9 protein-coding genes are annotated in these 13889 nt (G+C 36.6%); 6 read left to right on the forward strand and 3 right to left on the reverse strand.

The window, feature by feature from the left end:
- The first annotated feature begins 794 nt into the window (after nt 1-794).
- Together ACOVQ4_RS15150 and ACOVQ4_RS15155 are read left to right on the forward strand one after the other, a co-directional pair.
- Nucleotides 795-2219 (forward strand): hypothetical protein, encoded by a 1425-nt coding sequence (locus ACOVQ4_RS15150; protein WP_421821471.1) that lies wholly within the window; start codon nt 795-797, stop codon nt 2217-2219.
- A gap of 183 nt (nt 2220-2402) precedes the next feature.
- On the forward strand, nt 2403-2801 hold the full coding sequence (locus ACOVQ4_RS15155) for a response regulator transcription factor (protein ID WP_421821472.1): 399 nt from the start codon (nt 2403-2405) through the stop codon (nt 2799-2801).
- A gap of 731 nt (nt 2802-3532) precedes the next feature.
- Here the strand turns inward: ACOVQ4_RS15155 and ACOVQ4_RS15160 are convergent.
- From ACOVQ4_RS15160 to ACOVQ4_RS15170, 3 genes are all read right to left on the reverse strand, one after another.
- A complete protein-coding gene (locus ACOVQ4_RS15160; protein WP_421821473.1) occupies nt 3533-3796 on the reverse strand; it encodes a (2Fe-2S) ferredoxin domain-containing protein in 264 nt (87 codons plus the stop codon).
- A gap of 128 nt (nt 3797-3924) precedes the next feature.
- Nucleotides 3925-5076 (reverse strand): PepSY-associated TM helix domain-containing protein, encoded by a 1152-nt coding sequence (locus tag ACOVQ4_RS15165; protein WP_421821474.1) that lies wholly within the window; start codon nt 5074-5076, stop codon nt 3925-3927.
- Between the two features lie 67 nt (nt 5077-5143).
- The gene (locus ACOVQ4_RS15170; RefSeq protein WP_421821475.1) at nt 5144-7483 is read right to left on the reverse strand and encodes a TonB-dependent siderophore receptor; all 2340 of its coding nucleotides are present in this window, start codon (nt 7481-7483) and stop codon (nt 5144-5146) included.
- Between the two features lie 252 nt (nt 7484-7735).
- Between ACOVQ4_RS15170 and ACOVQ4_RS15175 the strand changes: the two genes are divergently transcribed.
- The 4 genes from ACOVQ4_RS15175 (at nt 7736) to ACOVQ4_RS15190 (ending at nt 13495) form a co-directional block, all read left to right on the forward strand.
- Nucleotides 7736-7951, forward strand: coding sequence for a hypothetical protein (locus ACOVQ4_RS15175; protein ID WP_421821476.1), 216 nt, complete (start codon nt 7736-7738; stop codon nt 7949-7951).
- Between the two features lie 32 nt (nt 7952-7983).
- Nucleotides 7984-8325 (forward strand): DUF6686 family protein, encoded by a 342-nt coding sequence (locus ACOVQ4_RS15180; protein ID WP_421821477.1) that lies wholly within the window; start codon nt 7984-7986, stop codon nt 8323-8325.
- Between the two features lie 452 nt (nt 8326-8777).
- Nucleotides 8778-11972, forward strand: coding sequence for a SusC/RagA family TonB-linked outer membrane protein (locus ACOVQ4_RS15185; RefSeq protein WP_421821478.1), 3195 nt, complete (start codon nt 8778-8780; stop codon nt 11970-11972).
- A 32-nt stretch (nt 11973-12004) separates the two neighbouring features.
- Nucleotides 12005-13495, forward strand: a complete 1491-nt coding sequence (locus tag ACOVQ4_RS15190) for a RagB/SusD family nutrient uptake outer membrane protein (RefSeq protein WP_421821479.1) — start codon at nt 12005-12007, stop codon at nt 13493-13495.
- The last annotated feature ends 394 nt before the right edge of the window (nt 13496-13889 follow it).

Raw genomic sequence — 13889 nt, forward strand, 5'->3', positions numbered from 1 at the left:
ATGCTTTTCGACAATAAGATAGAAGTAAAAAATCATCATGATAAAGAATTGCTGGCAATTAGTGCAGGTAAATAAGTAATCGTGCTGAATTATATTTAAGTTTTGTGTTTTAGGGACAAGGCAACAGGCGCAAGGCAAGGAGTGCTAAAATATTTTTAACGACCACGGACATACATTTTTCCCATAGCCCACTGCCAAAAGCCGATACCTGAAAGCTTAAAGCACAATCTTAAACTTTATTTTGCGTACTAACTTAAGTAATTAATATTTGTTCTTTGGGTGCCAGATGTGTATTACATTTTTTGGTAAAAATACGATATCCCAATAGCTCCAAATTAACTAGTGCTATGAGTGAATAAAATGGTGGTATCTTACATTAACTTTTGTAATACGAATGCAATTAGATTTTGTGATAAATATATGATTACATTCATATTCTCTAAGTTAGCACGCAAAATAAAAATTAATTTTTGAGCATAGGTCGTAGGGCTTTCAGCCATAGGCATTCGACAAAAACATATCTATTGTTACTAAAAAAAACATTTTAACACTCTTTGCCTCGTGACTGTTGCCTTGTGTCTAAATCCAATTTTGTTCACCTACTTACCATAGAATATAGGTCTTAGGCCATAAGCTAAAAAATAAAGGTGTTTTTTATGAAATAATAGAGAGCTTTTACCGAATGCCTACAGCTTACATTTAACATCGATTCGGAAAAAATTGGTTTTAGAAAAGTCTAAAACCAATTTTTTTTTGCTCTTTTTTTTCAAGAAATTTAAGAAAATTTATATACCATGGCACTCCAATATAGTTTACCAAACGAGCTACATCAAGTAGAGAACCTCAACACCTCTGCAGCACATTTTTTAGTTATCAGCGATTTGCATATCGCCCGGGGAAAAGAACCTTCTGGAATGATTGCAGGAACAGAAAACTTTTTTGCGGATGATGCCTTCTATCGTTGGATTGAGTTTCATCTAAACAAATATCAAAACGAGGCCGCCACCCTTGTCATAAATGGCGATTTTATCGATTTCCTAAGAGTCATTTTTACAGAAGCCGAGGTTCTGCATTTTGATTATATGGAATGGCAAAATATTTTACAAAAAGTTCATATTCAAAGAACCCTCGAGGAACTCAAAGCTAGTTTTAGCGAAGATGAAAAGGTTTATGGGTTCAAGACTGATGATTTTAAATGTATCTGGAAATTAGAAAAAGTTATGGCAGGTCACCAAAAGGTATTTCTAGCTTTAACCGAATGGCTGAGTTGTCCAAACAAAGAGCTCTTGATTATAAAAGGAAATCATGATTTGGAATGGCACTGGGAAAAGGTGCAGGAATATTTTTCCCTAAAACTAAACGAAATTGCCGTTATGCATAACAGATTAATCTTAGGTAAAATATCGTTTATTCAAGACGCTGTTATTATTAACAAAAAACTCTACATTGAACACGGGCATCGATATGACAAATACGCCCATGTGGTTGGAACACCTACCTTGGAGGGTAATCTGAGTGGACAGCTAAGGTTACCATTGGGTTCATTTATCAATAGATACCTGCTCAACCGTATAGAAATTGCCTATCCTTTTCTTGATAATATCCGTCCAACTAGCAATATTCTCGCTATTCTCTTAAAGGAAAGATTTCCTTTGGCCATCGAAATTCTTACCAAAAGAATGTTGGCATTATTAAAATTTGTTGATAAAAAAGCCTTTGCTTATGTATTTGGACAAGCGCTAACCTTCATTGGCATAATCATGCTACCAGTGGCACTCACTATTTTTTTGATGTACAAGGATATCATGAATATCAACCTAAAAGGAGATTGGGGGAATCTTGGTTTCTTGAAAAACTTAGGTACTTTGGTTTTATCCTATATAATAGGTCAGTTTGTAGGAATCTTCAATCTCAAAGAGCCCGACGACTTATCGCAAGAAGCTCCAAGAATTTTTAAAAAATATCCAGAGTTAGAAGTAATTACGATGGGGCATACCCACAACCCTATGCAAATATTTCATGAAAATAAGGCATTTTTCAATTCTGGGACTTGGATTCCGATTGTTGAACAAAGCGTAGGAAATTTGAAAGAAGACAAAACCTATAATTACCTAGAAATCAACTTTCTAGAAGAATACTTATTTTCCAAAGACTCGCTCAAGCGCTGGAACGATGACGCCCAAAGACCTGAAGGATTGTATTTGACTTTAAAAAACTAGATAATTTGCGATTATATTTTTGATGTTTTTTAAAATTTTTAATCACAATTTAAAACACAAATCATATTTTCTTCACTTAAGGCATGATTATTGCGATAAAATCAATATTCTTGCAGTACCACTGATAAGGAGGCTCAAGAGTATCTAAGTATTTTATCCTTAACTTTACCAGCCATTATTGTGATGAATTCAAAAAAGAAACTTCTTGTTGTAGATCAGTCTGATTCTACGAAAGTTATCCTCGACCATTTTTTAGGAACAGAGTTTGACATTATTCAGAAAAGCAACGGCTACGAAGCCATTGATTATTTGAATTCGGGTGCAGACATCGATTTCCTAATAACCGAATTAAATCTTCCTCTATTGAATGGAAAAGAGCTTATTAAAAAACTCCGCCAAAGTCACCTTTTTTCCACTCTACCTATTCTAATGTTCACAGCAAGCTCCGAAAGTAAAGATCGTATTGAATGTATGAACTTGGGAGCCGATAATTTTATCGAAAAACCATTTAATCCATTTGAAGTGCAAGCGCGAATTAATGCTGTATTGCGTCTGTGCAAACGTACCAACTATATACAGTAGTAATTCCAAAGGTCAATTGGGGATTCTGTACAAGTATTGGTGCTGAATGATGAGTTGTGAATTACGAATGTAAAGCTCTAACTATCAACACTTAGTACTTACAAATATTTTAATTTTATCAGTGATGGGTTTTAGGCTGTAAACCATAGGCATTAGGCAAAAATAGATAAAAAACAATTTTATACGATTTGCCTTGTGCCTATAGCACACAACCTAAATTATATTTTGCCTTACTGATTTGCTTTCTGAATATATCCTTACTTTAAAATTTTAGTCCTATAAAACCGCAGAATCCCCGATAGGCCTTTATTAAGTTATCTCGCAAAATAAAATTTAGTTTTTTAGGCTATACTAGGCTATAATAGGCTATAGGCTTTAGGCAGTAAGCAGTAAGCTAAAGAAAAGAAGCATTTTTCATGAAATTATAAAGACCTTTTGCCTACGGCTTAAGACTTTCAGCTTTGAGCATTCGGCAAAAACTTTACTTTAATACAATTTAATAAGTTATTAGCAGGAAAGATTAAATCAAAAGTGACTCAAAGGTAAAAGTTGAGAATAACCTTTTGATTATGAATATATTACAATAACTGATATACTATTAACTAATAACGTCTCTTTACTTACTCTTTGCCTTGTGCCTGTTGCCTAATACATAATATTAAGTTTGAGTTTTTAGGCGGGAAGCCAAAGTGCTCTTACAGATTTTTATGTTTCATTCCTATCTTTAAATATTACTTTTCTAATATAAATTTTTTGAAAAGTGTATCTGCTTGCCAAATACTAACCTCAGACAACCATTGATTTTGTGGTTGAAAACAGACTATTGGGGCATGCTTACAGCGGTCTGTACATTCAATCTTTACAATTTCAATCTTATCCTTGAGTCCATGCTCCTTGATAGACTCCTTAAAGAACTTTCGCAGTTCTTTATGTTTTCCGCACTTGCTACCATCGCAAATCAGAATAGTTTTTTCGGGAAATGTTATGTGAGACATAGTTTTAAGATTTTTTGACAAGATAAAAAAAAACCTACCCAAAATAAATAGATAGGTTTTTCGCAAGCGAAATAAAGGATTAGAGGTAGGCTTTTCTTAAACTGTAAATATTTTTTTCTAAAAGGTATCTATTTGACCACTAGCTGTTTATATGGATTTTTTTTATCAGAAAAATCTTTCTTTTTATTTTTTCTACCCCACCATATCATAAAACCTGTGATAGGTAAACTAGCGGAAATTAGGCTTAATAAAAAGGCAAAAACCTTCCCGGTTATTCCCCAAATAGCCCCAACATGTATATCATAGTTCATTCTGAATAGCTTATCTGCTGCCGTAGCATCTGCAAAACGGCCATACAAATGTGAAACATGAAGCTCTTTTAGGGTGTATTGGTCAAAATAACGATAGTCTGTTGTCCAGTATGTCCCTTTTTTATAATTAACATTTACTGCAATCGCCGAAGAATCAGTTTCAGGAACATGTACCTCAACCGAAACAGCGTTCGGAGAATCTAGTAAAACTTTTTTCCAAATACTATCAACATTTTTTTCGGAATTATTTGTAGGTACTTTTTTTGATAAAGGCTCAACAAATTCGAGAGATTTTTTACCTCCAATTCCTAAGTAAACACCTTTGGCAAACCACTGAAATCCCCACACTAGGCCCGTAATCACTAATACAACTATCATCCAAGAAGAATAAAACCCAAGGACATTATGAATATCATAATTTTTTCGACGCCATTGGGCATTCCATTTTATAGAAAATCGTTGTTTGGCGGCACTTTTATTTTTGGGCCACCAAAGTATAATTCCTGTAATCAACAGCACAAAAAATACGAGAGTTGCTGAGGCAACAATAGGTTGCCCAATATTGGGAGGCAGCCACAAATAATAATGCCCGTCGAGCACCCATCTAAAAAAATCTTTTGACATATCTTTTACATGCAATACTTCGCCAGTATATGGGTCGATATATACTAAAAAATAGTGATACGGCTCAAAATGATAAAATATCGCTTGCACAGATTGGTCAGGAGTTCCGTACATAATCGCATGCAAATGCTTAGTAGGTAATGTTTTTGTGGCTATTTGCTGCAATTGAGAAGGAGGCAGTATGGCTGTTTTTTGGGGTGTTACAAAGCGAAACTTCTCTATTGAGTTTTGTATTTCTTCCTGAAAAGCGTACAAACAACCCGTTATGCTGATGATAAAAACAATAATCCCTGAAGTCAAACCCAAGAATAAATGAACTTTTCCGATAAGTTTTTTAAAATTCATGAAAGAAAAATTTTAAATCCATAATCAATAAAAGAGCATCCCTCCTATTGGAAGGATGCCTCCATAATTAAAACTTATACCCTACGGTCAAACGAGCATTACGCAGTGCTTCTGTTTGGTAATAGTAAAAACCACCCCAATTATAATATGCCCCCGAATACAAATAGGCATTGAGTAAATTATTGATATTCAGGGCAAACGACAACTTATTGATTTGGTATGAAACAGCCCCATCCATTTTGAAATAATCTTTCAAAGGTTGTGTTGTTCCGTCAAATACATACCAAGACGAACGGCCATTTTGGTATTGCGCTCCCAACGAAAGGCCCCAGCCTTTCAGTTTTCCATTGGTAGCCTTATACGACAACCAAGCATTGGCTATATTTCTGGTTGAACCTGGCACGTCGACACCTTCATTTTGGGGATTGGTATCTTTAGTGACTTTTGCGTTGGTATAAGCATAGTTTAGGGTTAGGTCTAATCCGTGAAGAATTTGTCCACGAAGGTCAAACTCAACCCCTTTCGTTTGAGTTTGTCCTAATTGCACCGAGAAGTTAGGGTTACTCGGGTCGGCAGTGAGTACATTATTTTTAGTAATATTATATGCCGCTACCGAGGTAGTCCACAATCCTCCGAGCCATTCTCTTTTCAAGCCAATCTCCTTATTGTTTCCAGTGATTGGCTTAAAACTTGCGCCATTTTGACCTGCCCCTGCCTGAGGAATAAACGCTTCATCAAACACCGCATAGGCCGAAGTATGTTTGTCGAGTGAATAGCTCAAACCCACGCGTGGCGTAAATTTATTGCCAACGGCTTCGCCAGCATAAGGATTTCCATCGGTGGATGATGTATAGCGCCCAGCCAAGGTCAGTCTGAGTTTATTCTCTATTAGATGAATTTCATCTTGTACATAAAATGCATAGTATTTCTGATAATAATGAACGCCACGTTCTTTCAAGCCTTTACTTCTGTCGTACACAGGGTATACCGACTCGGGAGTAATACCATATTGTGGATTGTAAATTGCCAATGGGGTAATGTCTTTTGCCGCCACAAAATCATGATAATAATCTTTGTAACCGATATCGGTTCCTCCAAGCAAAAGATGTTTGATAGAGCCTGTTTTGAAATCTCCATTTACAAAAAATTGCCCCAATTTGTTTTGACCCAGTACGTCCCAGATTGACATTTTGCGATAAAGTGTATCACCATCGGCAGAAAAACCCGAAGGCCACATCGACTGTCCTACTTGGCTGTAATTCATATAAGCCACTTGGCCTGTAAACTTCCAATTAGGATTAAAAGCATGCGCAAAAGTTAGGAAAATGGTATTGTCATTGATATTTGTTGGATCCATATTTTTCTCAGCCGTTGTAAAACTTGCTGGTAAATCGGCGTAGCCTTTTTTTGAAAAAGAGTAATTGGATCCAATCATCGACATTTGGTTATATTGATAAGTATACTCAGCGGTCAAAGAAGTTTTGGGAGAAATTTGGTACTTGATAACTGGTGCCACTGATACTCGATTATTGTGCTCAAACAAACGATGCGAGCCCTTCGACTGCCCCATGATATTGAGACGATACAGTAATTTTCCATCATTTGTCAGCTTTCCGTCCAAATCCAAGGTTGTACGATAAGTATCAAAACTTCCAATTGTTCCAGTTACTTCCCCGCGAGTAATACCTGTTGGCTTCTTAGTTACTACGTTATAAAATCCCGCGGGTTCGCCATTGGCGAGCATAAATCCAGCTGGTCCTTTTACAAACTCAATTCGCTCTACCATACTCATGTCCTCGACAAGAGGCCCCCAAGCCATTTGTACATTCATCCCATTACGAAAAGCCGCAATCTGAGAGCCTCGCATATTTAGTAGGGCGTAGTTGTCCCAATGCTCGAGGCGAGTAACACCGCTTACATTACGTGTTACCCCTTCGAGCATATCAAAAATTTGTTGATCTTGTAATAATTGCTTTGTAACAACTTGGATGTTTTGAGGTAATTCGAGTAAAGGGGTTTTTAATCTTAAAGATATTGAAGGATAATCAGTTACATATTTACTTGGATTAGAATTCACAATAACTTCCTGTAGCTCTTTGGCACTTTCGGGTAAGGTAAGAGAAATTTCGTACGTTTGTCCTGCGCTCAAATTTAGTTTTTGTTGAACGGCCTCCAAACCCACAAAACTAGCTTGAACGATATAGTTTCCTGCCTTAATCCCTTGAATTTCGAAATTACCAGACTCATTTGTAACAACGCCTTTATTAGTCCCGCGCAAAATTACATTCACATATTCGGCGGGTTTTCCTTCTTTAGTTTTGACCTGACCTTTCAATACAGCGTTTTGTGCCATTGATATATACGAACACATCAATAGCATCAAAGAATAATAAATGTACTTCATCATAAAAAATATTTGAGAGTTTTCAAAATATTGGTGTGCCCGCAAGCCCTACTCAACAAAGCCCCAGTGCTGAATTAACATCAGTCTATGCCTGCTTTGGTGAAACAAAATTATTATTTATTTAGACTAAATACAAATAATTTGACGTTTTTATTTGGAATGATTCTAAATAATAGAATATATTTGTCACATCATTCAACTGAGGAACAAATCAACTATCTATTAATCAAATAGTTAAACAAAAACAATATAGCTATGAATATCTTAATGTTTAGAACAGATATACAATCGCCCATTGGCATACAATCTGTCTGGGAAGCTTTAAAGCCACTCGGAATCAAATCATTTAGTATTGATTTTTCAGATTTTAATCATGCGCTATCTGTCATGTCTGAAGAGTTGATAAACCCACAGTGCATCAGCACTGCTCTAAAAGGAATAGGATATTATTGTGAATACCTATCGAAGTAAATTTTGATTAAAAAAACAAAAACGTATATATCATGCGTCATCAAGAACATCAAACCCAAAGCATCCTAGAAAAAGAAAATGCCTTTGTCAGCCATTGCACCTGTTGCAATCAATATAACCTTTCTTACAAAAATTTACTTTTTGCACTTTCTTTAGAAGAGCTAAAACAGTTTAAAGCTGTAATGGAGAAAAAAATTGGCTTCTACGAGTACGCAAGTTCACACGGAAAAGAGTTATTATTCAAAACTCCATTACAACATTTCTTTCTTCTATTTTCAGAAGCCGAAATTCTGGAACTATGCGACTTGATAACTGAGTCGTTATTAGTGATTGAAGCACGATTTATATTATACAAATCGCAAATAGGCGAATAATAATTTAGTATTTTACCAATATTCAAAACAATATTTTAGCAAACCAAAATAAGACAAAATTAAGTTTATAAGAGTCTTAATTCAACATCTGTAGACCGTTGAATTAAGGCTTTTTTTATGAATATAAGTGACGAAAAATCAGGATAACCAGTATCATTCAAAAAAACAATAGAAGTAAAATTTAGTAAAAAGCACCATTCAAGAACAATTTTTATTATCTAAATGTAAAGATTTAGTAAAAAATCCGCTACTTTTACCATCGAGCAATAAAGTTTCTGCCTTTTACTTACAGAGCAGTAAGTTTATTTTGATATTTATAAAAAACACCATACTTAATTTTTTCGGTAAACCTCAGCTACCTATCAAACTTCATTATTTTTGGTACTTTTCATAGATATCTTCAATTGCTAATTTTTGTATTTTCTTTATCAACTAACTTAAACACACGAAAAATGAGTAATCGTTTACGAAACTTTCTCGTATTATTTCTGTTTGTGTTGACTTGTGGCTATGCCCAAGCTCAAACTACCGTAAAGGGGGTTGTTTCTTCGAAAGAAGATGGTACAGCCTTGCCCGGTGTTACAGTTGTACTAAAAGGTACTACTAAAGGAACTACCACCGATAAGGATGGTAAATTTAGTATCGCTGCCAATGGAAATGGCACGCTAGTTATTTCATCTGTAGGGTACACCAAACAAGAAATTGAAATCCAAAACCGTACAACTATTAATGTTTCGCTTGAAGGGGATGCGCAAATGTTGAACGAAGTACTTATCGTTGGCTATGGTACAGTCAATAAATCTACTCACGTTGGTTCGTCGGCGCAAATTAGTAAAGACGTAATTGCAACTAAGCCAGTGGCAAACGTAATGAACGCCCTTGTAGGTGCTGCTCCAGGGGTTCAGGCTACGTTATCTGGTGGTGCTCCGGGTTCTGAACCAACTATTCGTGTAAGAGGATTTGGTTCACTTTCGGCATCAAACAATGCGCTTTATGTGGTAGATGGTGTACCTTTTAATGGTAGTACATCTACCTTGAACCCAGACGATATCGAATCTATCTCAGTTTTGAAAGATGCTGCTACAACTGCAATTTATGGTTCGAGAGGTGCCAATGGAGTAATTATGATTACGACTAAAAAAGGTAAAGAAGGACGTAACAACTTCAATGTTAGTGCATCGGTCGGTGTGATTGCAAGAGGTTTACCTGAGTACGAAACAGTGAGTGCTCAACAATACTATCCTTTGATGTGGGAAGTATATCGTAATACATTGGCTTACGGTTCATCAAAAGTACCACAAGATATTGCTAGCAGTATTGCTTCGGGTTTGACAACTTCTTACGGCGGTAGAACTTATGCCGGTATCTACAATTTATTGGGTGGTTATAATCCATTCAATGTTGCATCCAATCAAATTGTTGACGTAAATGGTCAACTAAATCCTAATGCACAGTTGTTGTATCCAGAAGATTTGAACTGGGCAAATGCAGTGCAGCAAGGTGGAAAAAGCAGAAGAAACTATACCATCAACTATGATGGTGGTACTAGTAAGTCCGACTATTTTGTTTCATTAGGTTATACAAAAGAACAAGGTTATTTATTAAAATCTGACTTTGAGCGCTTTACAGGCCGTGTTAGTGTAAATACACAAGCTACAAAATGGTTGAAAACTGGCTTGAACTTGAATGGTTCGTACAGCATGGCAAATATCGATGCTGGTTCGGATGGTGGTTCTTCATTCATCAACCCATTTTTTATTTCACGTTTTATGGCTCCTATTTATCCTGTTTACAAACATGACCCAACAACAGGTGCTTACGTATTGGATGCCAATGGAAACAAGGTATATGACATGGGAGACTCAAGACCAAACTCTAGTGGTCGTCATACAATTTGGGAAAATGAATTAAATCAACGTAACCAAATCCGTGGTTTGATAGGTGCACGTACTTTTGCTACAATCACTATTTTACCATTTTTGAAAGCTACAACAAACTTGAGCTTTGATTTGCAAGATACACACTACCGTACTTACGATAACCCAACGATTGGGGATGGTGCTCCAGCAGGTCGCGCGTACCACTACTTGTACCGTACTACCAACTATACTTGGAACCAATTGTTGGAATATGACAAAACCTTTGATAAACATCATATTAATGTATTGGGAGGTCATGAGAACTTTACATATAAATATAACTATTTGACGGGTTCTCGTTCAGGAATTATTGTTGACGGAATTACCGAACTACCAAACTTTGCTACAGTTTTGGGGGTATCGTCTTATGAAGACAACTATACGTTAGAAAGCTTCTTTGCTAGAGCTAATTATGACTTTGACAAAAAGTATATTCTGAATGCTTCTATCCGTCGTGATGGTAACTCTCGTTTCGCTCCTGCTGTACGTTGGGCTAACTTCTGGTCAGTTGGTGGTGCTTACAATATCGAGAGAGAAGATTTCTTTGATGTAAAATGGATTGATTTGTTAAAAGTTAGAGCTTCTTATGGTGTTGTAGGTAATGACCGTCTCAACGATGCCAATGGCAACTCTTTGTATTACCCATATCAAGCCCTATACAATTTAGGAAGAAATAACAACGCAGAGCCAGGATTTACTCAAGCATCTATTCCAAATCCAAATTTGACTTGGGAAACAGCAAACAACTTTGACTTAGGCGTTGATTTCAGTTTGTTTAAGGGTAAATTGTCTGGTAGCATTGAGTATTTTAATCGTGAAACAGATGGTTTGATCTTTAATGTGCCTCTTCCTTTATCATCTGGAGGTACAACCTCTGGTGGATTTACAACACCACAGAATATTGGTAATCTTTACAATAGAGGTTTTGAATTACAATTGACGGGTGATATTATCAATACTGGTGATTTTAAATATTCAGCAACACTCAACGCAACAACTTTGAAGAACCAAATCACAAAGATGCCAGACAATCAACCTCTAATTATCTCTGGTTCAAAAGGGTATAGTGTTGGTCATTCAATCTATGATTTCTACTTGCGTCAATTCTATGGTGTTGATTCTGAAACTGGTAATGCTTTATACAAAACAAACATCTTGACTACGAATGGTAAAGTAATTGGTGCTGATACTGTTACAACTGTTTTGGCTGAAGCTAATCAGCGTTATAATGGTACATCTTCTATTCCAGATGTATATGGTTCATTGAACAACAACTTCTCTTACAAAAACTTTACCTTGAGCGTACAATTGACCTACCAACTAGGTGGCAAGGTATATGACTCGGCTTACGGTTCATTGATGCATGGCGGTACTTATGGTAACGCATTACATGTAGATGCATTGAGACGTTGGCAAAAACCAGGTGATGTAACAGACGTTCCTCGTTTTGATAACGGAAACATCACGAACCAAACTGGCGGTAGTTCAAGATACTTAACGGATGCTTCTTTTTTAATGTTGAATAACGTAACACTTACGTATAAAATCCCTTCAAACTGGTTGGCTAAAATTGGTGCTAAAAATGCAAGCGTCTATTTCTCAGGCGAAAACCTTGGCTTATTGTCAGCTAGAAAAGGAATGAACGTAACTGGTTCATTCAATGGTACAGTAGACAACACCTATAACTTCAACAGAGTTATGTCAATTGGTGCTCGTTTAGGTTTTTAATTAGGAAATATTCATAAAAGAGAAAAAAGCAAATGAAAAATATACTAAAAAAAGGCGTTCTAGGATTAATGACGGTATTGTCATTATCTGCGTGCGAATCGGATTATCTCGAAACAGCACCTACAGACCAGGTTGCTACAGTAGATGCTTTTAAAACAACTAAAAATGCTTGGGCTGCCTTGAACGGTATTCACCGTTTGATGTACTCACAAATTTTTAGTGTTCAGCCTCAAGGTGGACAGTCGGGTAACATGCTATACACAGATATCATGGGCGAAGACCTTGTATTCCCTAACGTCTCGAATGCAGGTTTGAGAAATGAATATCAATGGATTAGTCACCGTACTGCCAATAGCTCTATCTGTTACTATAGCTACACTTTCTACTATATGATTATCAGTAACGCCAATATGATTATTGCGAACATTGATAAAGCAGAAGGTACTGATGCAGATAAAAATGCCATCAAAGCAGAGGCTTTAACTTACCGTGGATGGGCATATTTCCAAATGGTACAGCTATTTGGCGAACGCTTCGTGGCTGGTGCTGCAAATAATGGATTGGGCGTTCCGTTGGTGCTCGAACCAAAAACTACCCCAACACCACGTGCTACTGTTGCTGAGGTGTATACGCAAATAAACAAAGACTTAACCGATGCAATTGCTTTGTTTTCAGGTTATACTCGTTTGGATAAGTCTCACTTCAATGTCAATGTAGCCAAAGGTATCAAAGCGCGTGTGGCGCTTACTCAACAAGACTGGACTAACGCCGCTACCTTAGCGAAGGAAGCAAGAACAGGATTTAGTTTGATGTCTAATACAGACTATCTAGGTGGTTTCAACAACTATTCAAATGCTGAATGGATGTGGGCATCGAGAATTGTAGCAGACCAGACCAACTACTTCTATTCTTTCTTTGCTTATATGTCGAACAACTTTAGTTCAACGGCTATTCGTTCAACTCCAAAGGTGATGTTCTCGGTACTTTACAATAAAATTTCTGATACTGATATTCGCAAGAAATTGTGGGACCCAACCGGCAAAAACACCGTTGATTTCCCTCTTCCTGCTTCTAACTTCAACAGATTTGCCTACCATCCAAAGAAATTTAGAGTTGCAGATGCAAGTTTAAGTATCGGGGATGTGCCATATATGCGTGCGGCCGAAATGTATTTGATTGAGGCTGAAGCTTTGGCTCGCTCAGGAAACAATGCTGCTGCTGCTGAGGCTCTTTATCCTTTGGCTGTTAATCGTGACCCTTCTTATGTAAAATCGACGAAGACAGGCGATGCCTTAATCGAAGAAATCATGACTCAACGTCGTGTTGAACTTTGGGGTGAAGGCTTCCGTTTCTATGACTTAAAACGTACAAACGCTGCCTTGAACCGTAACGGTGGTAACCATAATGCAGCCTATACAAACGGGGTAATGGATGTACCTGCTGGCGACAAGAGATGGATATTCTTGATTCCTCAGGATGAAATCAATAACACAAATGGTGTGGTTGTTCAGAATCCTCAATAAGAAAAATATCAATATCTAAAATATTCGTTATCTCGAATGATTAACTTAGGATGATTCGTTAGGCTTTGTTTAAAAATCATGAATCATCCCGAATCTTAAAATTGAGATTTTTCTTTAGGTTTTCATTAAAAAAGCGGTCGAAAGTTATTTTCCGACCGCTTTTTTAATGAAAATTTTTACTCTGTTTAAGGCGCATTCATGACAGCTCTACTGCTAGGATTCAAATCTTTATCATTAGTAATTTGTTCATTCACCAAAACCCTACCTTAGTGATGACTCCTATTTAACTTTAAAGCTTTCGGCCATCGGCAGTCGACAAAAACATTTCTATTGTTACTAAAAAAAATTAACACTCTTTCCTTTGTACCTGTTGCCTTGTGCCTAAAAACAAAAA

It is taken from the genome of Flectobacillus sp., assembly GCF_049240685.1.
GTDB lineage: Bacteria > Bacteroidota > Bacteroidia > Cytophagales > Spirosomataceae > Flectobacillus.